Below are 21897 nucleotides of genomic sequence, written 5' to 3'. Positions count from 1 at the left end.
GTTTCCCGACGGCCACTGACAGTAGTCGCCAGCGCATCATGTGCGGTGGGCAGTTGACAAACTCATACGGTGAGCGTCCCGCTCTGGTATGAGCTCTCGCACGACAGACCGATTACACCTCTCGCCATCCGACCGCGAACGAAAGGAATTCGATCCGACCTGGTCAGAAGCGGTCACACCGAGACGGCGAGGGCCGGGGAGACTCTCGCTCCCCGGCCCTCGCCGTTGGTCTGCCGTACGCCCCGGGTCAGCCCGCCGGGAGCGTCTCGGGGTCCACGGTCCCCCTGCCGGCCCCACGATCACCGTCACTCACCGTATCGGTCTGGGCCACGGCTGCCGCGTCCGACGCGGTCTTGATGCCGGCTCCGGCGAGGGCCTCCGCGGCCTGGCGGCCACCCGCCGGGCGAGCGCCACCCCACGCCACCACGGCTCGGACGGGACGTTCTCGGCCGCGGGCTCGAAGGGCTGGCCGGGCCGGGGCAGGGCGACACCGGCGCGCACCGCGCAGGCGTTCATCGAGGCGTTCCTGGCCGAGGCACTGCCCACCGACGAAGCCAGCCGCGCCTTCCACCTGGTGTGGACCTCCTACGCGGTGCTGGCGATGACCGACGCGGATCCGGCCGCCGAGCCGTTCGTCGCCGGGCCTGATCGCCTGGAGCGACACCTGACCGACGTGCTCAGCCAAGCTCAGTGCGACGGCCCGCCGGCCGGCGGGCGGGATCCGGCGGAGGAGGCGGCGCGACTGCCGGCCTTCAGCCGCGGGCTGGGCACCGGTGCCCCCGTCGGCCAACGGCCCGCCGAAGCAGCCATGGCCATCCCGCGCGCCCACCTCGACCAGCTCTTCGACGACCGTCTCGTACGGTCGCCCCCCTGTCGCATGGGCGCAGCCCGCTCGCGTGTGGGTGCCGTGGTCGGTGAGGTGGTGTCTGTCCGTCCCGAACAAGGCGGGGAGCCGGAGCGCGGCCCCCGGTCAGGCGTCGATGATCACGGGGATGATCAGTGGCCTGCGGCGGTGGGTGCGGAAGGCCCAGTTGGCCACGGCGCGGGCGATGAGCTGTTCGAGCTGGTGGGCGTCGCCGACGCCTTCCTCGGCGGCGGTGGCCAGCGTCTTCTCGATGACGGGGATGACCGGCTCGAAGGTGGTGTCGTCGTGGACGAAGCCGCGGGCGAGGAAGTCGGGGGCCTCGGCGAGGGCGCCGGTGTCGGCGTCGACGATGGCCACGACCGTGATGACGCCCTCCTGGGCGAGGGTGACCCGGTCCTTGAGGGACGCCTCGGTGGCGCCGCCGACTTCCATGCCGTCCACGTAGACGTTGCCCGCGGGCACCTTGCCGGTGATGGCGGCGCGGCCGTCGACGAGGTCGACGACGACACCGTCCTCGGCGACGACGACCCGGTCGGGGTCGACGCCGGTGCGGATGGCGAGGTCGGCGTTGGCGCGCAGGTGGCGGAACTCGCCGTGCACGGGCATGACGTTGCGGGGCCGGACGATGTTGTAGCAGTAGACGAGTTCGCCGGCGCTGGCGTGGCCGGAGACGTGCACCTTCGCGTTGCCCTTGTGGACGACGTGGGCGCCCCACCGGGTCAGGCCGTTGATCACCCGGTAGATGGCGTTCTCGTTGCCGGGGATGAGGGAACTGGCGAGCAGGACGGTGTCGCCCTTGCCGATGCGGATCTGGTGGTCGCGGTTGGCCATCCGGGACAGGGCGGCCATCGGTTCGCCCTGGGATCCGGTGCACACCAGGGTGATCTTGTGGTCGGGGAGCTTCTCCAGCTCCTTGGTGCTCACGACCAGGCCGGAGGGGACCTTCAGATACCCCAGGTCGCGGGCGATGCCCATGTTGCGGACCATGGAGCGGCCCACGAAGGCCACCTTGCGACCGTGCTGGTGGGCGGCGTCCAGGACCTGCTGGATGCGGTGTACGTGGCTGGCGAAGCTGGAGACGATCACCCGCCGCGGCGCCGTGCGCATCACCTGCTCGATCGCCGGGTTCAGCTCACGCTCCGAGGTGGTGAAGCCGGGGACCTCGGCGTTGGTGGAGTCGGTGAGGAACAGGTCCACGCCCTCCTCACCGAGGCGGGCGAAGGCACGCAGATCGGTGATCCGGTCGTCCAGCGGGAACTGGTCCATCTTGAAGTCACCGGTGTGCAGCACCATCCCGGCGCCGGTGCGCAGGGCCACCGCGAGGCTGTCCGGGATGGAGTGGTTGACGGCCACGAACTCGCAGTCGAAGGGACCGAAGCCGCGCCGGTCACCCTCGCGCACGCGCACCGTGCGGGGCCTGATGCCGTGCTCCTTGAGCTTGGCCTCGATGAAGGCGAGGGTGAGCTTGGAGCCGACGAGGGGGATGTCCCTCCGCTCCCGCAGCAGATAGGGCACGCCGCCGATGTGGTCTTCGTGGCCGTGGGTGAGGACGACGGCGACGATGTCGTCGAGGCGGTCCCGGATGGAGGTGAAGTCGGGCAGGATCACGTCCACGCCGGGCTGGGTCTCTTCGGGGAACAGCACGCCGCAGTCGACGATCAGCAGCTTGCCGGCATGCTCGAACACGGTCATGTTCCGGCCGATCTCGCCCAGGCCGCCCAGGGCGGTGACCCTCAGCCCTCCCTCGGGCAGTGGCGGGGCGGCTTTGAGTTCTGGGTGCGGATGGCTCATACCCTCACGCTACCGAAGCGTCTTCCGGGACGATCCGCCGCCTACCTGCTGGGGCGAGTCGCGGCGCGGCGCCGGGCCCTCGGTCACTGTCCTCGACCTCGTCCCCCGACACCGGAGCCGCCACGGACGGGCCGGAGACTGAGCGCCTCCTGGCCGCCGTACGCCTCGCCAGCACCCTCCCCGCCGCGCGCCCCGCCTTGGCCATCCTCCGAAACCTGACCGGGCATTCGCGAACGGTGCGATGAGCAAGCACGATCCGCTCATCGCCACCTCCGACGCCCGCCCGGAGGTCCGGACGGCCCTCGCCGCACCGCCCGACGACCGCCGCTACACCGAGTGCGCCAGGTCCGGGAGGACTTGGCGATGGTTCAGGTCGGCGCATGAGGTGGAGGGAGGAGCCGAGCCGTGGCGCTGTTCATGCGACGCCTGGGGCCATCACTCGCCCCTACGGCAGTGATCCGGACTCACCGCTGCACGGCGTCACCGAAGAGGTGACGGGCGCCGCAGACGGCTGATCGACACGCGGCCGGATGGCATCGAGGGGCGCGGACCGCCATGACCGTGCCCCTCGTCTGGTACTGCGACCGCCGGCGCGGTTCAGGCGCCCGAGCGGGCGTCGGCCTGCAGGCGGCGACGGAGTGTGGTGGCGAAGTCTTCGGCCATCTCCAGGCGGGCACGCAGGGTCTCGCAGCGGGCGTCGGCCACCTTGCGGTAGGAGTCCAGCCGCTCCCGCAGGCGCTCACGCTCCTCGCCGGCGGGCGGGTCGTCGGTGGCGGCGAGGCGGTCGGTGATGTCCAGCAGGTCGCGCATCTCCTCCAGGGAGAAGTCCAGCGGCTTCATCCGGCGGATCACCATGAGGCGCTCGACGTCGGACTCCGTATACAGCCGGAAGCCACCCTTGCTGCGGGCCGAGGGGATCACCAGGCCCACTTCCTCGTAGTGCCGGATGGTGCGCAGAGACAAACCGGTCCGCTCGGCCACCTCACCGATCTGCATCTGCCGCTGATCCGTCATCGCTCCATGATCCCCTTCATTGTTTCCTTCGATTTTCGAATCCTTAAAGCAACCCACTTTACGTGACATGAATCACTGGATCTTGGCGGGCATTTACCTATGCTTCACAAGCCGCAAGTCACACTCTGCCCTCACGTCAGGGTAGAGTCTCTACGTGTTCACGGCCGCCGCCGAGAGTGACGGCAGGAGTGAACCCATAGCGTGGGCCTGACCGGGCCCCGATGGCATCCGAAGACTTCCGGGCCATGATGCCCGACCGGCAGCCGGACGGCTGCCTTGCAGATCGGCCGGGCCCCGTTGAAGTGGCCGGGCCGCCGAGGATTCCGCCTCATGCGTGCGCGGAGTCGTGTGTGCCTTACGGCATTACTTCGTAGACGACGTGGAAGCGTCCGCCAGCCGCTGACGCATCCGCCTGGACAGAAACGGTTGCATGTCCTCACTGCTGCCCGCAGCCCCGAAGTTCCGCCCGTCCAAGCCCGACTGGCTCGACTCCCCGAAGGTCCTGCGCACCGAGGTGCTGGCCGGCCTGGTCGTCGCCCTGGCCCTCATCCCCGAGGCGATCTCCTTCTCCATCATCGCCGGGGTCGACCCGGCGGTCGGCCTGTTCGCCTCCTTCACCATGGCCGTCGTCATCTCGGTCGTGGGCGGCCGCAAGGCCATGATCTCCGCCGCGACCGGCGCGATCGCCCTGGTCATCGCCCCGCTCAACCGCGAGCACGGCCTTGGCTATCTGATCGCGGCAGTCATCCTCGCCGGCGTCTTCCAGGTGATCCTGGGCGCGCTGGGTGTGGCCAAGCTCATGAGGTTCGTGCCGCGCAGCGTCATGGTCGGTTTCGTCAACGCCCTCGCCATCCTGATCTTCATGGCGCAGGTGCCGGAGCTGCACGACGTGCCGTGGATGGTCTACCCGCTCGTCATCGGCGGTCTCGCCCTGATGGTGCTCTTCCCGAAGGTCACCAAGGTGATCCCGGCCCCGCTGGTCTCCATCATCGTCCTGACCGTGATCACCGTGGCGGCCGCGATCGCGGTGCCGACTGTCGGCGACAAGGGCGAACTGCCCTCCTCACTGCCCGTGCCGGGCCTGCCCGACGTGCCGTTCACGATGGACACGCTGACCACCATCACCCCGTACGCCTTCGCGATGGCGCTGGTCGGTCTGATGGAGTCGCTGATGACGGCCAAGCTGGTCGACGACATCACCGACACCCGCTCGGGCAAGACCCGCGAGTCCATCGGTCAGGGCGTCGCCAACGTCGTCACCGGCCTCTTCGGCGGCATGGGCGGCTGCGCCATGATCGGCCAGACGATGATCAACGTGAAGGTGTCCGGCGCCCGCACCCGCCTGTCGACCTTCCTGGCGGGCTCCTTCCTGATGGTGCTGTGCATCGTCTTCGGCCCGGTCGTCTCCGACATTCCCATGGCTGCCCTGGTCGCCGTCATGATCATGGTGTCGTTCGCGACCTTCGACTGGCACTCCATCGCCCCGAAGACCGTCAAGCGGATGCCGCTCGGCGAGATGACCGTCATGGTCGTCACCGTCGCGTGCGTGGTCGCCACCCACAACCTGGCCATCGGCGTCGTGGTCGGCTGCATCACCGCGATGGTCGTATTCGCCAAGCGCGTCGCGCACCTGGTCAACGTCTCCGGTGTGGTCGACCCCGACGGCAACCAGGTCGTCTACGCCGTCACCGGCGAACTGTTCTTCGCCTCCTCCAACGACCTCGTCTACCAGTTCAACTACACGGACGACCCGGACGACGTGGTCATCGACCTCTCCGCCGCCCACATCTGGGACGCCTCCTCCGTCGCCGCCCTGGACGCCGTCGAGACGAAGTACGCCCAGCGGGGCAAGAAGGTGACCATCATCGGCCTGAACAAGCCCAGCGCCGACATGCACGAGCGCCTCGCCGGCCAGCTGACCGGCAGCCACTGACCGGCCCGGCCGTCCTTCCCCGACCACGGAAGTATCGGGGGGGGGCGGCCTTTCCACGCGTGGGCCGGGCCCGGAAAACGCTACGTCTCCGGGAACCCGGTGCACAGGCGCGGCTCAGCAATCCATGATGCGTGTTCGAACGACAACGGGGAGCGGCCCCTTGTGCGTCGGCAAGGGCCTGGACTGCTGGGTACCCGCCGCACGCTCCCGGCGGGGCACGCCGTCCAGCGAACGCACCAGGCGGTCTCGCTCCATGCCGGGAAGACGTGCCAGCAGGCGCACGATCTGACGGAGGTCATCCTCGCTCGCTGTCATCGATCACCCGCAAGGTCGAGATCGTGCCTGGGGGCCTCGGCAGCAGCCTGCGTCGGCCGGGGCCGACGCCACGGGTGAGCGATCGGATGGGACACCCCACGCCACCAAGGGTCACAGGGCAGCTTCCCCGCCGGCTCGAACGGCTCACCCGGCCGCGGGAGCGCCACCGCCTGGCCGGCCTCCTCGGCCGCGTCCTTCGTCCACTCCCCCGGCTCCGCCCACACGTGCAACGCCAGGTTGAACGTCCCCCAGTGGATCGGCAGCAGCACCCCGCCCGGACTGCCTCCCTGCAGGTCAAGATGGGCCTGCACCCCCTGGGCAGGCGACATGTGAATGTCTGGCCAGGCACCGGGCAGCGGCGTATGGTCCGTGTGGTTCTTGGGCCAGAAGTCGGAGTACGCACCGATCTGGATCATCGTGGCGTCGAACGGCCCGTGCTCGGCGCCGATCTCCTCGAAGCCGTCGAAGTAGCCGGTGTCGCCGCTGTGGTAGATCCGGTGCTCCTCCCCGGCGACGACCCAGGAGGCCCACAGGGTGTGCTGGGTGTTGCGCAGCCCGCGGCCGCAGAAGTGCCGGGCCGGGGTGGCCGTCAGGGTGAGGCCGCCGATCTTGGTGGTCTCGTGCCAGTCCAGCTCGCGCAGCCGGTCGGCGGACACGCCCCAGTGCTCCAGGTGCGCGCCGACGCCGAGAGGAACGGCGAACAGCGTGTCCGTGCCGGCGAGCGCCTTGATGGTGGGCATGTCCAGGTGGTCGTAGTGGTCGTGCGAGATGACCACGACGTCGACCGGGCCGAGCGCGGCCAGCGGCAGGGGCACGGGGTGCAGCCGCTTGGGCCCGGCGAAGGAGAAGGGGGAGCAGCGCTCGCCCCACACCGGGTCGAACAGGACGCGCCGGCCGTCGATCTCCGCGAGCACGCTGGAGTGCCCCATCCACGTCAGCCGCAGCCCGGTGGCCGGGGGCCGGGCGATGTCGGCGAGGGTGGTGGAGTGCACCGGAACGGTGCCCTTCGGGGTGCGGCGGGGCCGGGTGTCCTTGTCGAAGAAGACCTTCGCGAAGTCCAGGGTCGAGCCCGAGGGGCGGATCCGCGCGGGGCCGCCGGGGTTCTGGAAGACCCCGTCCCTGAAGTGGGGCGATCTGCGGATGCGCGCCATGCGCTCACCGCTCGGGTCCGCGCCGAACCCCCCGGGCTGCAGCGCGCGGAGCCCGGAGCTCAGGGTACGGAAACCGGCCACGGTACCTCCAGATGGAGTCGGTCAGGCTTTCCATTATGGTCGGCCCCTCCGACAACACCGGATCACAGGGGCCCCACCGGAGGCGATACTGACCCGTGATTCAGTATCCCGGCGGCGAAGGAGCCCGTATGGCCACCCCCCTGCTGTCCCTGACCTGGACCGATCACCTCACGGGACGGCAGGGCTTCCTGGTCGTCGACCGGCTGGTGCGCGGGGTCGCCAGCGGCGGTCTGCGGATGCGCGCGGGCTGCACCCTGGAGGAGGTCACCGGCCTGGCCCGCGGCATGAGCCTGAAGGAAGCCCTGCACTACGACCCCGCGAGCCGCTACGTCCCGCTCGGCGGCGCCAAGGGCGGCATCGACTGCGATCCCCGGGATCCTGAGGCGTACCCGCTGCTGGTGCGCTACCTGCGCGCGATGCGGCCGTACATAGAGAGCTGCTGGACGACGGGCGAGGACCTGGGGCTCACCCAGGACCTGGTGGACCGGGCCGCCGCCGAGGCGGGGCTGGTCTCCTCGATCCAGGCCGTGTATCCGCTGCTGGACGACGAGGCCGAGGCCCGGCGGCGGCTCCGGGACGCGTTCGCGGTCGAGGTCGACGGCATCGGTCTGGACGAGCTGGCCGGCGGCTGCGGTGTGGCCGAGGCGGCCCTGGCCGCCCTGGACCGGGCCGGTGTGCCGTACACCGGGACGCGGGTCGCCCTCCAGGGGCTGGGCACCATGGGCGGGGCCACCGCGCGCTTCCTCACGCGCGCGGGGCTCACGGTCGTGGCCGTCGCCGACCTCAAGGGCACGATCGTCAATCAGGCGGGCCTCGACGTCGAGGCGCTGCTCGCCGCGCGGGACGCCCACGGCACGGTGGACCGCTCCGCGCTGCGTCCCGGCGACCGCGAACTGCCGGGCGAGGCCTGGCTGTCGGCCGACGCGGACGTGCTGGTGCCGGCCGCCGTGTCGTACGCGATCGACGCCGGGAACCAGGAGCGGATCACCGCCCGTTGGGTGGTGGAGGCGGCCAACATGCCCGTACGGCCGGAGGCGGAGCCGCTGCTGGCCGCGCGCGGAGTGACCGTGCTGCCGGACGTCGTGGTCAACTCGGGGACGAACGCGTGGTGGTGGTGGACGCTGTTCGGGGACATCGGAGCCGACGCCGAGGAGGCGTTCGCGTACACCCGCCACTCGATGCGGGCCCTGGTGGAGCGGATGCTGGCCCGCGCGCAGGCCGACGGGACGACACCGCGGGCCGCCGCCCACGCGATCGCGGCCGACCGGCTGCCGGTGATCGCGGAGCGGTTCGGCTGGTTCCGGTGAGGTCCCGCCGCCTCCTCGACGACGGCCGTGGCGGGCCGGGCCGGACAGGCCGAAACGCCCCGTCGAGGGGCGGTACGTGCGTGGGTAGGGTGACGGCGTGACGAGAGTCCGGTTGAGTGTGGCTCAGCGGCGCGGGGATCTGCTGCGGGCCGCCATCGAGCAGATCGAGGCGAGGGGTGTGGCGGCGGTCAGGATCGCCGACGTGGCCTCGGCGCTCGGCGTGAGCAACGCGCTGGTCCTCTACCACTTCTCGACGAAGGAGCAGCTGGTCGCCGCCGCGTTCCGGCACGCGGCGGAGGGCGACCTGGCACATCTGCGCAAGGTGCTGGGCCGCCGTTCGCCGGCGCTGCGCCGGCTGCGGTCGGCCGTACGGTGGTACGCCCCGACCGGGCAGGCCAAGGGCTGGCGGCTGTGGATCGAGGGCTGGGCGGTGGCGCTGCGCGACCCCGCGCTGCGGGAGGTCGCCCAGGATCTCGACCGGCAGTGGAAGGCGGCCCTCGCCGAGGTCATCGCGGAGGGCGTGGCCGCGGGCGAGTTCCGCTGCCCGGACCCGGCCGGTACGGCCCTGCGTCTCACCGCCCTCCTCGACGGTCTCGCCGTCCAGCTGACGTCCTACGCCGGGGCGGTGCCTCGCGCACGGGCCCAGGAGTGGGTGGAGGAGGCGCTGACCCGCGAGTTGGGCCTGGAGCAGGAGCGGCTGACGTCCTAGACAGGCACGCTCCTGCGGGTGCGGGCGGCGCCGGTGTCCCACCCGGCGCGGCCCGCACCCGCAGGAGCCGCTCTCACGCCACCGGTGCGATCCGCATCCTGATGTCGTCCGGCGACAGCGCCCCCTTGGCCGTCACGTGGTCGCCCGACGACTCCCCGCGCAGCCGGCGCCCGATCCACGGCACGAGGAACTCGCGCGCCCAGGCGACGTTGTCCCGCCGCATGTCGAGCGCCCCGCGCGGGGGCAGCGGAGGCCACGCCTGCTCGGGGTCGGCCGGCACGTCGAGGCCGAGGACCTGGCCCGCGCGGAGCGCCACGCGCGTGTGCCCCTCGGGCGACAGGTGCAGCCGGTCGGCGTCCCAGGCCCTGCGGTCCTGCACACTGCGCAGGGACCACAGGTCGAGCACCGGGCAGCCGTACCGGTCGGCGATGGCCCGGACATGGCCGTTGTAGGTGGCGATCTTGCCGCGCAGGTGCTTGAGCACGGGCACGCCACGGGTGTCGAAACCGGTCGTCACCATGACGGTGCCAGACACGGCGGTGAGCTGGACCAGGGCCCGCTCGAAGCGCTCGGCCACCTCGTCCGGGTCGGTGCCGGGCCGGATGATGTCGTTGCCCCCGGCGCAGAACGAGACGAGGTCCGGGGCCATTTCGACGGCCCGCGGAACCTGGTCCGCCACGATCTGGTCGAGGAGCTTTCCGCGTACGGCGAGATTGGTGTACCGGAAGTCGCCCTCTGGCCTGCGGTCGGCGAGCAGGACGGCGAACCGGTCGGCCCAGCCGACGAACGCGCCGTCGGGGCCGGGATCACCGACGCCCTCGGTGAAGCTGTCCCCCAGCGCCACGTACGACCCGATCACTGCTTTGCTGTCACTCTTCGAATCGTCTGCCACAGCAGGTCATGATTCACCTTCGAATGTGACCTACGCGACCGTAGGAAAGGGTTGACGGACGGTGAGATAAGCCACTCCCAAAGGGTTGGCCAACTCCGGAATACACCACTCGTCAGGAATGTTTCGGGGTCAGTCGCCAGACTCGGAACGCACTGATCCGGAAATGGCTCCACACGGTCCGGAAGGCGAAGTGCCCGCTCGTGTACGGCTGCGGGTCGGTGTAGCCGAAGACGAGCCGCCCGTTGTTCCACCACTGGACCGTGGAGCCGTCGGAGACGATCCGGACCCGGTTCGGCTCACCCGGGACCAGCAGCGGCTCGGTGTAGTCGAAGACCAGGGGGCGGACGCCGGGCCGGCCGACGTAGCGGCGCAGCCGGGTCGTGGTGTTGTAGTTGGCGCCGTAGCCCGCGTAGTACGCCGTGAGGTGGTCGTACTCGTCGAGGGCGCCGCCTCGCGCAGTCGCGAAGAGGTCGTCCGGGGAGCGGACGTCGGTCGCGTTCCAGAAGTTGTTGAGGTCGGAGACGCGGTCGTTGACCCCTCCCTCGGACACCGGCGTGGCGGTGTACTCGAGGACGTACGGGCCGTCGAGACGCCGCGTGAACCAGACGGTCGCGCCGCTCGGTACGTCGATCTCCAGGACGCCGCGCGAGGCGCTGACCGTGCCGCCGTCCTGGAGTTCGGTCACCCACTGGGTGAGGCCGTGACAGAAGTCGTCGCGGGCGATGAGGCGTCGGCGCCCGGGGGCGGCACTCGCGCTCCCCGGCGGGGCGACGGCCGCCAGAGCGGCTCCGGCTGCCAGGGCTGCGAACGTTCTGCGGGTGGTCGGCACGGGACACAGCTCCTTCAGAAAGCGCTTGCACTCACGACGTGATCACTGTGTCTCAACTGCCGCCCCCTGTCGATCCCTTGAGGCGATCGACGCGGACACACCGAAGGCCGGACCCGGGGATCGGGGTCCGGCCTTCGGCCGCGTGTCAGGCAGGTGGTCGTGCGGTCGGTCAGCCGACGGAGACGCCGTGCGAGCGCAGGAAGGCGACCGGGTCCACGTCCGAGCCGTAGTCCGGCGTGGTGCGGATCTCGAAGTGCAGGTGCGGTCCGGTCACGTTGCCGGTCGCGCCCGACAGGCCGACCTGCTGCCCGGCGGTCACGGTCTGGCCGGCCGAGACGGAGAGCTGGGACAGGTGGGCGTACTGGGCGTAGTGGCCGTCGTTCAGCTTGATGACGACCTGGTTGCCGTACGCGCCGCCCCAGCCGGCGGAGACGACGGTGCCCGCGCCGACGGCCTTGAGGGAGGTGCCGGTCGGGACGACGAAGTCGACACCGGTGTGGTAGCCGCTGGACCACATGCTGCCGGACATGCGGTACGGCGTGCCGACGGTGGCACCGTCCACCGGGAGGGCGTAGCCGCCGGCGTTGCTCTCGGCGGCGGGCTTGGCGGCGGCCGGCTTCGCGGCGGCCTCCGCCTTCGGGGCCGACTCGGCGGCGGACGACTTGGAGGCCGAGGACTTGGAGGCCGAGGACTTGGAGGCCGAGGACTTCGGCGCGGACGGGGCCGCGGGCTTCGGCGCGCTCGCCGCCTTCTTGCCGATCGACAGCTTCAGGCCCGGGTGGATCAGCGACGGGTCGGAGCCGACGGCGTCGCGGTTGTCCGCGTAGAGCTTCTTCCAGCCGCCGCTGACGTTCTGGTCGTCGGCGATCTTCGCGAGATAGTCGCCGGCCCGCACGGTGTACGCGCGGGCGCCGTTGGCCTTTTCGGCGGTCTTCTTCTCGGCGGCCGGAGCGGACTGGACGGCCTTTTCGGGAGCCGACTGCGGGGTGGCGGCGTGGGCGCCGGCGGCCCCCATGAGCGGCAGGGCGAGGGCGGCCCCGCCGGTTCCGGCGACGGCGATGGAGCGGGTGAAACGCTGAGTCTTGGGGCGGCGGTGCTTACCCTTCGCGGGCATGGCGAATTCCTCTCCGTCGCCTGCGAGGTGAGCTGTCGGGTGCGGGCTGGAGATGCCCGGCCGCGCCGTGGCGCGGCTAAACCCCAAGCCGTTCCGGGAACCGGAACAGGCGTCTTACCTGTGGGTCCCCCGCTCCTGCCGTACGTCGGGTCAGTGTGTGGGGCTCCGGGCGGCGGCAGGATTAGGCGTCCGTCCGGATTGGTGTGGAACGTAAGCGACCACGACGCAATAGGACAAGCTTGCGGTTGCCCGTGACGGTGTTTTTCTTGACGCGTCGGCACATGTGACGTCACCGAGCGTGGATTACGGATCTCCCACTTTCCTCAATAGCCCTGAATAACGTCAGAATTACGTGAACATGGCAACAACACATCGTCACGAATATGACGATGGTCACGCACCCCGACCTCATCTCCTTTACGATCGGGGCACGTTACCCCTTAACGACTGAAGCGCCTCATTCGGGCAGAACGCCTACTTCCGCTTAAGGCGGACGATCGCGGCGTCCAGATCCCCGCGCAGACCGACCCGCAGTCCGTGATGGAGCAGTACGACCCCTCGGTGAACTTCGCCCGTTTCGAGGCATTCGTACGACGCTGTCGGGTCGAGGCCGCGCAGCCGGAGCGCCGGCACGGGCTCGCCGTAGCGCTGCGCCTGGAGCCAGGCGAGGACGACGGTCTCGCCCCCGAGGACGTACTGCACGGCGCTCAGTCCGCCCTCCGGGGGACGCAGCCGGTACAGGTCGCCGCGCTGCACCACGGGCCGGATCTCCTTGTAGAGCCCCACCCACTCCCGCGCCTCGTCGAGCTCCCCCTCCGTCCACTTCGTGAGGTCGCCGCCGACGCCCAGCACACCGGCCATGGCGCTGACGAAGCGGAACCGCAGGGAGCTGGCCCGCCGATTGAGCATGGCGTTCGGACTGTCGGTGACCCAGGCGGCCATGACCCGGGCCGGATGGATCTGGCTGAAGCCGTGCTGGATGGCGAGCCGGTCGAGCGGGTCGGTGTTGTCGGAGGTCCACACCTGGTCCGTACGGCTCAGCACGCCGAGGTCGATCCGGCCGCCGCCACCCGAGCAGGACTCGAAGGCGACGCCCGGGTGGGCGGCCCGCAGCCGGTCCAGCAGGGCGTACAGGCCGTGCACGTGGTCGATCCACAGCCGCTGCGGGTAGGGGTCGTCCGGCCAGCCGGCGTCGGTGAAGCAGCGGTTGAAGTCCCACTTGATCGATCGGAGCGCTGGAAAGGAGCGCGTCGAGCTGCTCCCACAGGTACTCCCGGACGTCCTCGCGGGCCAGGTTCAGCACGAGCTGGTTGCGGAACTCCGTCCGCTTTCGTCCCGTTTGATACTGAACCCAGTCCGGGTGCGCGCGGTACAGGTCGCTGTCCGGGTTGACCATCTCGGGCTCGACCCAGATCCCGAACTGCATGCCGAGGCCGTGCACGTGGTCGGCGAGCGGCTTCAGTCCGCCCGGGAAGCGATCGGGATTCGGAGTCCAGTCGCCCAGTCCGGCCCGGTCGCCGGTGCGTGCCCCGAACCAGCCGTCGTCGACCACGAACAGCTCCACGCCCATGGCGGCGGCCCGCTCGGCGAGGGCCCGCTGCTGCTCCTCGGAGATGTCGAACTCGGTGGCCTCCCAGGAGTTGAACAGCACCGGCCGGTCCCGGCCGGCGTCCGGGATCACGTACGCCCGCTGGTACGCGTGCCAGGCGCGGCTCGCCCCGCCGAAGCCGCCGCCGCTCCAGAGCCCGGCGAAGACGGGGGTCGTGTACGACTCCCCCGTGCCCAGCGTCAGCAGGCCCGAGTCGTCATAGCCGGCGCCGCCGGTGATCTGCACGCGCGCGTCCGGGAGCTGGGCCACGGCGACGCGCCAGGACCCGGACCAGCCCAGCGCGCAGCAGTAGACCTCGCCGCCCTCCTCGGTGGCGTCGGTGTCGAGGGCGACCCACGGCAGGTGCTGGTGGGAGGTGTGGCCGCGGCGGCTGCCGATGACCTTCTCGCCGTGGGTGAGGGCGGAGCGCGTCAGCCGGGACTCGGCGCCCCAGCGGCCGTGCAGCTGGGACAGCCGCCAGGTGTCGCGGTCGGGCAGGGTCCAGGCGGCGGAGTCGGCGCGCAGCAGCTCGACGGCCGGCCCCCGGTTGTCCAGGGTCACCCAGCGCTCGACGACATCCGTCGAGGAGCGCATCCGGTAGTGCAGCGTGACGGCGAGGTCGCCGTCGCGGAACCGGAGCCGCAGCTCGCCGTCCTCGGTGTCGTGCCCCTCGAAAACCCACTCGGTGCCGCGCCGCTCCGCCGTGCGCACGGACAGGGCGGGACGGACGAAACGGGGGCCGCCCTCGACGGGGTAGTCCTCACGCCCGTCGAGCGGGGACTCGAAGGGCCAGTAGTCCGGCAGCGGGCGGACGGCGAGGGCCTCGGCGTCGGCGAGGCCGATCCGCGGGCCCCAGTGCAGGTGCAGCAGCTCGTCCCGGTCGGTGACATGGACGGCGTAGCTGCTGGCCGGCCCGGAGAGCACCCACGTACGACCGTCTTCGGAGATGTCCAGCATCATGCCCTCACAGATTCGAACAAGCCCGACCAGGTGCGACCAGGCGGCAACATCATCAAGGGCAGCGGGGGCTCCGGGCAACGCCTGTGGACAACTCATTGCCCCAGGCAGGCATGTCGTATCGTCGAGTGGTGCCCGCCGACGAGCCGCGGCGGCGGCGCCGAAGGGGAGGAGCCCTCGTGACACAGCAGGTCCCGTCGACCGAGCCCGAGCTGGCCGGAGTGCGCAACTTCCGTGATGTGGGCGGACTTCCGACCGTGGACGGACGGCGGGTGCGCCAGGGAGTGCTGTTCCGCAGCGGCCACCTCGCCCACGCGACCGGGGAGGACGCCGCCTTCCTGAGCACTCTGAGCCTGCACACGATCTTCGACTTCCGCAACGCGGCCGACCAGAAGCTCGAGGGCCCGGACGTCGAGCTGCCCGGCGTGCGCAATGTGAACCTGCCGCTGAGCGACCCCGCCGACGGCGCCGAGTTCTGGAAGATGGTCCGCGACGGCGATCTGGACCAGCTGCGCGAGATCCTCTCGGACGGCAAGGGCGCGGGCCGCATGATCGCCTCCTACCGCACGATCATCAAGCACCGCACCGACGAACACTCCCGGGTGCTGCACGCGCTCGCGCAGGACAGCGTCCCCGCGCTGATGCACTGCGCGGCGGGCAAGGACCGCGCGGGTCTGTCCGTCGCGGTGACGCTGCTCGCGGTCGGCGTCGAGCAGGAGGCGATCGTCGAGGACTACCTGAAGTCGAACGCCAAGCACCGCCGTTACAAGGTGCACCGCAGCAGCTCCGCCGCCTCGGCCTACTCCCCCGAGGTCATGGAGCTGCTCAGCCCCCTCTTCGACGCGCGCGCCGAGTACCTGACGGCGGCCTTCGACACCATCGAGGAGACCTGGGGCGGCGTCGACCCCTACCTGGAGAAGGGGCTGAAGCTCACCCCGGAGACCCGAGAGCGGCTGCGCGAGCGGCTCCTCGACTGAGGCGCCCGGGCGGGGGCTACTTCGCGCCGACCTCGAACAGCAGGTACACGAACGCGGCGAAGACGTGCCCGAGGATGAGATAGATGAACAGCCTCACCCACAGGGTGCGGGGAAACTTCTCCTCCATGTCGCTCATGACGCCTCTCCAGGGGTGGGGCCCAGGCACAGCGCGGCCGTGGGGCTCTGCAGCAGGGTGTGGACGAAGAGCAGCTCGACGCCGTCGTGGTCCTCGGCGGCGATCCGGTGCGGGGTGAGCGAGTCGAAGTGGGCACTGTCGCCGGCCGCCAGCCGGTGCGTGGAGTCCCCGAGGCGCAGCCGCAGCCGGCCGCGCAGCACATGGAGCCACTCCTCGCCGGGGTGGACGCGCACGACGTCGCCCTGGGAGCCGTAGGGGACGTGGACGCGCAGGGCCTGCATCCCGCGGCCGGTGGCGCCGGCCTGCCAGTAGGTCCAGCCGCCCGCCGCGGTCGGTTCCATGTCGGCCGCGCGGATGACGGCGTCCCGGCCGGCGACCGTCTCGCCGAGCAGCTCGGCGACGGTCGTACCGTAGACACGGGCGAGCGCGAGCAGCATCGGCAGCGAGGGCTGGCGCTGCCCGGTCTCCAGACGGGAGAGGTGGGCGGGCGACAGCCCTGCGGCGCGGGCCGCGGCCTCGAGCGTCAGGGAGGCCTGGCGCCGCAGGGCCCGCAGCTGAGGTGCGACGGCGGGCAGCGCACCGGCCGCCGGTTCGGCCGGCGAGTCGGCGCCGGAGGGCCGCTCGTTCTCGGAGGAGCTCATGGCTCCATTCAGTCGGAGCTTTGCCTCACCGGCAAATTTCTTGCCTCACAGGCAAGACCCGAAGACCCGCCGCCTACCGGTTGGCCACCGCCTGCTTGACCAGTGTCTTCCCGAAGTCCCACACCAGCCCGCCGTTGTGCGCGTCGTCCATCACGGCCGTGAAGGCGTCGACGAACCGGTCCACCTCCCGCTCGCCGATGATCAGCGGCGGAATCAGCTTGATCACCTCCATGTGGTCGCCGGAGACCTGGGTGAGGATCCGGTGCTTCTGGAGCAGCGGAACGACGACCATCTGCGCGAACAGTCCCTTGCGAGCGGCCTGGAGCATGGTCCAGCGACTGCGCAGCTTCAGCGACTTCGGCCGGCCGAACTCGATGCCGATCATCAGGCCCCGGCCGCGGACCTCGGCGAGCATCTCGTACTGGTCCGTCAGCGCCGCCAGCCGGGACCGGAGCTGCTCCCCGGTGGCGCGGACGCCCGCGACGATCTGCTCGTTCTCCATCACCGACAGCACCGCGAGACCCGCCGCCATGGCCTGCGCATTGGACCCGAAGCTCGCCGAGTGGACCAGCACCCGGTCCATGGACGAGTAGACCTTCTTGAAGATCCAGTCCTTGCCGATCGTGGCGCCGACCGGCACATAGCCGCCGGAGAGCGCCTTGGCCACACACACCAGGTCCGGTTCCACGCCGTCCTCGTGCTGGTAGGCGTAGAAGTCGCCGGTCCGGCCGAGGCCCGTCTGCACCTCGTCGGCGATGAGCAGCGCCTTGTGCCGGTGCAGCAGCTCCTGGGCGGCCCGCAGCCAGCCGGGCGGGCCCGTGAGGACGCCCTTGCCCTGGATCGGCTCGACGATCAGCGCGGCGACGTCACCCTGCTTCAGCTCCTTCTCCAGCGCGTCGAGATCGCCGAGCGGAACGGCCGTGTCGGGCAGCAGCGGGGCGAAGCCGTCGCGGAAGCCGGACTCGCCGTTCACGGAGAGGGCGCCGGTGGTCAGGCCGTGGAAGGCGTGCGCGCAGTACAGGACCCTGGGCCTGCCGGTGACGAACCGGGCGAACTTCAGGGCGCCCTCGACGGCCTCGGTGCCGCTGTTGCCGAAGAACACCCGGTCCAGGTGCGGGCTGTGCGCGAGCAGCTTCTCGGCCAGCAGGCCCGGCAGCGGCTGGCAGTCGAAGCGGGTGAGATCGGCGAGCTGCGCGTCCAGGACGTCGTGCAGCGCCTTGCGGACGACGGGGTGGTGGCGGCCGAGGCCCATCACCCCGAACCCGGCGAGCATGTCCAGGTAGTCGTTGCCGTCCGCGTCGTAGAAGTATGCGCCTTCGGCGCGCTCGTAGACCTTGTCGAAGCCGATGGTGTGCAGCATGCGCGGGAGCTGGTGGTTGAGGTGCCGGGTGTGCAGCTCGTAGCGCTCGGCCCCGCGCTCGGCCAGCAGCTTGCCGAGGTCGAACTCCCCGGCCTGCGACGACTCCGACGCGGACTCGGCGGTTGTCATTCCTGTGGCTCCTTGGACAGCTCGTCCTTGACGGTCAGGCTCGCGCTGATCCGTCCGGCGACCTCGACGGGTGTCAGGCCGATGTCGGCGAGCACCTCAGCGCGCTTGGCGTGCGCGAGGAACTGCTCGGGGATGCCGAACCGCCGTACCGGCACGTCCACCTCGGCGTCGCCCAGGGCCAGCGCCACCGCCGAACCGACCCCGGCCGCACGGCTGTTGTCCTCGACGACGGCCACCAGGCGGTGCTCGGCAGCGAGGCCCGGGAGCGCCGGGTCGACGGGCTTGACCCAGCGCGGGTCGACGACGGTGCAGCCGATGCCCCGGGCTTCGAGCAGCTCGGCGGCCTGGAGGCAGACCGGCGCCATCACCCCGACGGCCACCAGGAGAGCCTGCGGCCGGTCGGAACGGTGCAGCACGTCCAGTCCGCCCACCCGGTCCACGGCCGGGATCGACGGGCCGACGGACTCCTTCGGGAACCGCAGCAGCGTCGGCGCGTCGTCGACGGCGACCGCCTCGCGCAGCTGCGCGCGCAGCTGGTCGGCGTCCCGCGGGGCGGCGATCCTGAGCCCGGGCACGACCTGGAGGACGGACATGTCCCACATGCCGTTGTGAGAGGCCCCGTCGACGCCGGTGACCCCCGCCCGGTCCAGGACGAAGGTCACCCCGCAGCGGTGCAGGGCGACGTCCATGAGCAGCTGGTCGAAGGCGCGGTTGAGGAAAGTGGCGTAGACGGCGACGACCGGGTGCAGGCCGCCCGTCGCCAGGCCCGCCGCGGACACGGCCGCGTGCTGCTCGGCGATGCCGACGTCCCACACCCGGTCCGGGAACCGCTCGGCGAACCCTCCCAGGCCCACGGGATGCAGCATGGCGGCGGTGATCGCCACCACGTCCAGGCGCTCCTCGCCGATCCTGACGATCTCCTCGCCGAACACGGAGGTCCAGGAGGGGCCGCCCGACGGGGAGAGCGGTGCGCAGGTCAGCGGGTCCATCACGCCGACGGTGTGGAAGTGGTCCTCCTCGTGGGCGAGGGCGGGCTCGTAGCCGCGGCCCTTCTCCGTGAGGCAGTGCACGAGGACCGGCCCGTGGAAGCGCTTCGCGCGCCGCAGCGCGGACTCCACGGCTCCGGTGTCGTGCCCGTCGATCGGCCCCACGTACTTCAGGCCCAGGTCCTCGAAGAGGCCTTGCGGGGCGAACGCGTCCTTGAAGCCCTTCTTCGCGCCGTGCAGGGCTTCGTAGAGGGTGTTGCCGACCAGGGGCGTGCCCTGGAGCACGTCCTTGCCCCAGGCGAGGACCCGTTCGTAGCCGTCCGTCGTGCGCAGCGTGGCGAGGTGGCCCGCGAGGCCGCCGATGGTGGGGGCGTAGGAGCGTTCGTTGTCGTTGACGACGATGATCAGCGGGCGGTTCTTGGCGGCGGCGATGTTGTTCAGGGCCTCCCAGGCCATGCCGCCGGTGAGCGCCCCGTCGCCGATGACCGCGACGACATGGCCCTTCTCGCCCTGCACCTGGCGGGCCTTGGCGAGCCCGTCGGCCCAGCCGAGTGCCGTGGAGGCGTGGCTGTTCTCGATGACGTCGTGCTCGGACTCCTCGCGTGAGGGGTAGCCGGACAGGCCGCCCTTGCCGCGCAGCTTGGAGAAGTCCTGGCGGCCGGTCAGCAGTTTGTGGACGTAGCTCTGGTGGCCGGTGTCCCACAGGATGCGGTCGACCGGCGACTCGAAGACCCGGTGCAGGGCGATGGTCAGCTCCACCACGCCCAGGTTGGGTCCCAGATGGCCGCCGGTCCTGGCGACCGCGTGCACCAGGAACTCCCGGATCTCTTCGGCCAGTTCGACTAGTTCCGCCTCGGACAGCGCCTTCAGGTCACGTGGTCCCCGGATGCTCTCCAGAATCGTCACGCTCGGGCCCCCTTCGGATTCCGTGCTGCTCAGCTCACGGTGACGGCCGGCTCCCCCGACCCCACGCCGTCCTGCTCCATCTGCTCGGCGATCTTCATCGCCTCTTCGATCAGCGTCTCGACGATCTTGGACTCGGGGACGGTCTTGATGACCTCGCCCTTGACGAAGATCTGCCCCTTGCCGTTGCCGGAGGCGACCCCCAGATCGGCCTCCCGCGCCTCGCCGGGCCCGTTGACCACACACCCCATGACGGCGACCCGCAGCGGCACCTCCATGCCGTCGAGCCCGGCCGTGACCTCCTCGGCCAGCTTGTAGACGTCGACCTGGGCGCGCCCGCAGGACGGGCACGACACGATCTCCAGCCGGCGCTCCTTGAGTCCGAGGGACTGGAGGATCTGGATGCCGACCTTGACCTCCTCGGCCGGCGGCGCGGACAGCGACACCCGGATCGTGTCGCCGATGCCCCGCGACAGCAGCGCCCCGAACGCCACCGCCGACTTGATCGTGCCCTGGAAGGCCGGCCCCGCCTCCGTCACGCCCAGGTGCAGCGGGTAGTCGCACTGTTCGGCCAACTGGCTGTACGCCTCGATCATCACGACCGGGTCGTTGTGCTTGACGGAGATCTTGATGTCCCGGAAGCCGTGCTCCTCGAACAGGGACGCCTCCCACAGCGCGCTCTCCACGAGCGCCTCCGGGGTCGCCTTGCCGTACTTCTGGAGGAGACGCCGGTCCAGCGACCCGGCGTTCACACCGATCCGGATCGGCGTGCCGTGGTCCTTCGCCGCCTGGGCGATCTCCTTGACCCGGTCGTCGAACTGCTTGATGTTGCCCGGATTGACGCGGACCGCCGCACAGCCCGCCTCGATGGCCGCGAACACGTACTTGGGCTGGAAGTGGATGTCCGCGATCACGGGGATCTGCGACTTGCGCGCGATGGTCGCCAGGGCGTCCGCGTCGTCCTGCGTGGGGCAGGCGACCCGGACGATCTGGCAGCCTGACGCGGTCAGCTCCGCGATCTGCTGCAACGTGGCACCGATGTCCGACGTACGGGTCGTCGTCATCGACTGCACCGACACCGGGGACCCGCCCCCGACCGCCACCGGACCGACCTGGATCCGGCGCGAGACGCGCCGCTGCGCGATCGGCCGGACCGGCACCTCGGGGACACCCAGCGGGACAGCGGTCATGACGTCACTCCCGGTTCCCGGAGACCGTCTCGCGCATGGCGCGCAGGGACTCCTTCAGCGATCCCATGGTGGCCAGGACGGCGGTGGGCTCGTAGCCGCAGTGCGCCATGCAGTTGGCGCAGCGCGGGTCCTTGCCGCGGCCGTACTTGTCCCAGTCGGTGTCCTCGACCAGCTCCCGGTACGTGGGCACGTACCCGTCGCTCATCAGGTAGCAGGGGCGCTGCCAGCCGAAGAGCGAGTAGTTCGGGATCGCCCACGCCGTGCACGGGAAGTCGACCTTGCCCTCCAGGAAGTCCAGGAAGAGCGGGGAGTGGTTGAGCCGCCAGCGCCGCCGGTTGCCGCCCGAGAAGGCCTTCTTGAACAGCTCGCGGGTCTGCTCCACGCCGAGGAAGTGCTCCTGGTCGGGGGCCTTCTCGTAGGCATAGGCGGGCGAGATCATCATCTCGTCGACCTGGAGGTCGTCGTTGAGGAAGTTCAGCACCTCGATGATGGTCTGCGGGGTGTCGGTGTTGAAGAAGGTCGAGTTGGTGGTGACCCGGAAGCCGCGCTGCTTGGCCTCCTTGATCGCCGCCACGGCCTCGTCGAACACACCCTCCTTGGCGACCGACTCGTCGTGCCGCTCGCGCAGCCCGTCGATGTGCACCGCGAAGGCGAAGTAGCGCGACGGCGTGAACTGGTCCATCTTCTTGCGCAGCAGCATGGCGTTGGTGCAGAGGAAAACGTACTTCCGCTTGGCCACCAGCTGACGCACGATCTCGTCGATCTGCGGGTGCATCAGCGGCTCGCCACCGGCGATGGACACCATCGGGGCACCGGACTCCATGACCGCCCCCACGGCCTGGGCGACCGGCATCCGCTGCTTGAGCACCCCGGCCGGATGCTGGATCTTGCCGCACCCCTCGCATTTGAGATTGCAGGCGAACAGCGGCTCCAGCTCGACGATCAGCGGAAACTTGTCCCGTCGGCGGATCTTCTGTTCAGCCAAGTACGTAGCGACCTTGATGGACTGTCGGAGCGGCATGGCCATCT

General features: G+C 70.5%; 16 protein-coding genes, 2 pseudogenes and 1 riboswitch. Of the genes and pseudogenes, 5 read left to right on the top strand and 13 right to left on the bottom strand.

The features are described from left to right. Window positions 1–88: 88 nt before the first annotated feature. Window positions 89–832 (top strand): annotated as a pseudogene (locus G3I77_RS41110) (TetR family transcriptional regulator C-terminal domain-containing protein); the annotation flags it as partial. 138 nt (window positions 833–970) lie between these two features. Here G3I77_RS41110 and G3I77_RS07560 read toward each other — a convergent pair. Both G3I77_RS07560 and G3I77_RS07555 read right to left on the bottom strand, forming a co-directional pair. Next, the gene (locus G3I77_RS07560) at window positions 971–2656 is read right to left on the bottom strand and encodes a ribonuclease J (RefSeq protein WP_248501826.1); all 1686 of its coding nucleotides are present in this window, start codon (window positions 2654–2656) and stop codon (window positions 971–973) included. A 597-nt stretch (window positions 2657–3253) separates the two neighbouring features. Beyond that, window positions 3254–3670 (bottom strand): MerR family transcriptional regulator, encoded by a 417-nt coding sequence (locus G3I77_RS07555; protein WP_067033138.1) that lies wholly within the window; start codon window positions 3668–3670, stop codon window positions 3254–3256. Window positions 3671–4100: 430 nt separating this feature from the next. On the opposite strand from G3I77_RS07555, the gene G3I77_RS07550 reads away from it, so the two are divergent. Continuing rightward, window positions 4101–5603, top strand: a complete 1503-nt coding sequence (locus G3I77_RS07550; protein ID WP_248501825.1) for a SulP family inorganic anion transporter — start codon at window positions 4101–4103, stop codon at window positions 5601–5603. A 311-nt stretch (window positions 5604–5914) separates the two neighbouring features. Here G3I77_RS07550 and G3I77_RS07545 read toward each other — a convergent pair whose 3' ends face one another. Continuing rightward, the gene (locus G3I77_RS07545; RefSeq protein WP_248501824.1) at window positions 5915–7150 is read right to left on the bottom strand and encodes an MBL fold metallo-hydrolase; all 1236 of its coding nucleotides are present in this window, start codon (window positions 7148–7150) and stop codon (window positions 5915–5917) included. Between the two features lie 128 nt (window positions 7151–7278). Here G3I77_RS07545 and G3I77_RS07540 point away from each other — a divergent pair, with 128 nt between their 5' ends. Both G3I77_RS07540 and G3I77_RS07535 read left to right on the top strand, forming a co-directional pair. Continuing rightward, entirely contained in the window at window positions 7279–8457 is a 1179-nt protein-coding gene (locus G3I77_RS07540; RefSeq protein ID WP_248501823.1) for a glutamate dehydrogenase, read from the top strand. Between the two features lie 97 nt (window positions 8458–8554). After that, complete coding sequence (locus tag G3I77_RS07535) at window positions 8555–9166, top strand: TetR/AcrR family transcriptional regulator (protein WP_308311363.1); 612 nt, start codon at window positions 8555–8557, stop codon at window positions 9164–9166. A 73-nt stretch (window positions 9167–9239) separates the two neighbouring features. On the opposite strand, the gene G3I77_RS07530 is transcribed toward G3I77_RS07535, so the two are convergent. The 4 genes and pseudogenes from G3I77_RS07530 to G3I77_RS07515 all read right to left on the bottom strand — a co-directional run bounded on the left by G3I77_RS07530 (window position 9240) and on the right by G3I77_RS07515 (window position 14546). Next, window positions 9240–10025: an SGNH/GDSL hydrolase family protein gene (locus tag G3I77_RS07530; RefSeq protein ID WP_248502598.1), complete on the bottom strand. Its 786-nt coding sequence runs from the start codon at window positions 10023–10025 to the stop codon at window positions 9240–9242. 145 nt (window positions 10026–10170) lie between these two features. Beyond that, window positions 10171–10887, bottom strand: coding sequence for a DUF6250 domain-containing protein (locus tag G3I77_RS07525; RefSeq protein ID WP_248501821.1), 717 nt, complete (start codon window positions 10885–10887; stop codon window positions 10171–10173). 169 nt (window positions 10888–11056) lie between these two features. Continuing rightward, window positions 11057–12001: a LysM peptidoglycan-binding domain-containing M23 family metallopeptidase gene (locus G3I77_RS07520; RefSeq protein WP_248501819.1), complete on the bottom strand. Its 945-nt coding sequence runs from the start codon at window positions 11999–12001 to the stop codon at window positions 11057–11059. Window positions 12002–12005: 4 nt separating this feature from the next. Then, window positions 12006–12162, bottom strand: a riboswitch (cyclic di-AMP (ydaO/yuaA leader). Window positions 12163–12475: 313 nt separating this feature from the next. Continuing rightward, a pseudogene (locus G3I77_RS07515) lies at window positions 12476–14546 on the bottom strand (alpha-galactosidase). 179 nt (window positions 14547–14725) lie between these two features. Here G3I77_RS07515 and G3I77_RS07510 point away from each other — a divergent pair. Then, window positions 14726–15523 carry a tyrosine-protein phosphatase gene (locus G3I77_RS07510; protein WP_248501817.1) on the top strand — a complete coding sequence of 266 codons (798 nt, stop codon included), beginning with the start codon at window positions 14726–14728 and terminating at the stop codon, window positions 15521–15523. A gap of 16 nt (window positions 15524–15539) precedes the next feature. Here G3I77_RS07510 and G3I77_RS07505 read toward each other — a convergent pair whose 3' ends face one another. From G3I77_RS07505 to hpnH, 6 genes are all read right to left on the bottom strand, one after another. Further along, on the bottom strand, window positions 15540–15659 hold the full coding sequence (locus G3I77_RS07505; RefSeq protein ID WP_248501816.1) for a DUF6126 family protein: 120 nt from the start codon (window positions 15657–15659) through the stop codon (window positions 15540–15542). Next, the gene (locus G3I77_RS07500) at window positions 15656–16300 is read right to left on the bottom strand and encodes a helix-turn-helix domain-containing protein (protein ID WP_248501814.1); all 645 of its coding nucleotides are present in this window, start codon (window positions 16298–16300) and stop codon (window positions 15656–15658) included. The genes G3I77_RS07505 and G3I77_RS07500 overlap by 4 nt, the downstream gene beginning before the upstream one ends. 73 nt (window positions 16301–16373) lie before the next feature. Next, window positions 16374–17789, bottom strand: a complete 1416-nt coding sequence (locus G3I77_RS07495; RefSeq protein ID WP_248501813.1) for an aspartate aminotransferase family protein — start codon at window positions 17787–17789, stop codon at window positions 16374–16376. Next, a complete protein-coding gene (dxs, locus tag G3I77_RS07490; protein WP_248501812.1) occupies window positions 17786–19681 on the bottom strand; it encodes a 1-deoxy-D-xylulose-5-phosphate synthase in 1896 nt (631 codons plus the stop codon). The genes G3I77_RS07495 and dxs overlap by 4 nt, the downstream gene beginning before the upstream one ends. Window positions 19682–19710: 29 nt before the next feature. After that, on the bottom strand, window positions 19711–20868 hold the full coding sequence (gene ispG, locus G3I77_RS07485) for a flavodoxin-dependent (E)-4-hydroxy-3-methylbut-2-enyl-diphosphate synthase (protein WP_248501811.1): 1158 nt from the start codon (window positions 20866–20868) through the stop codon (window positions 19711–19713). Window positions 20869–20872: 4 nt separating this feature from the next. Further along, window positions 20873–21895, bottom strand: coding sequence for an adenosyl-hopene transferase HpnH (gene hpnH / locus G3I77_RS07480; RefSeq protein ID WP_248501810.1), 1023 nt, complete (start codon window positions 21893–21895; stop codon window positions 20873–20875). Between the last annotated feature and the right edge of the window lie 2 nt (window positions 21896–21897).

The sequence above is a fragment of the Streptomyces sp. D2-8 genome (genome assembly GCF_023184515.1).
In the GTDB taxonomy this organism is placed as follows: Bacteria; Actinomycetota; Actinomycetes; order Streptomycetales; family Streptomycetaceae; genus Streptomyces.
The sequence above is the reverse complement of the archived record's forward strand: the minus strand, read 5'-3'. Positions and strand labels throughout refer to the sequence as shown.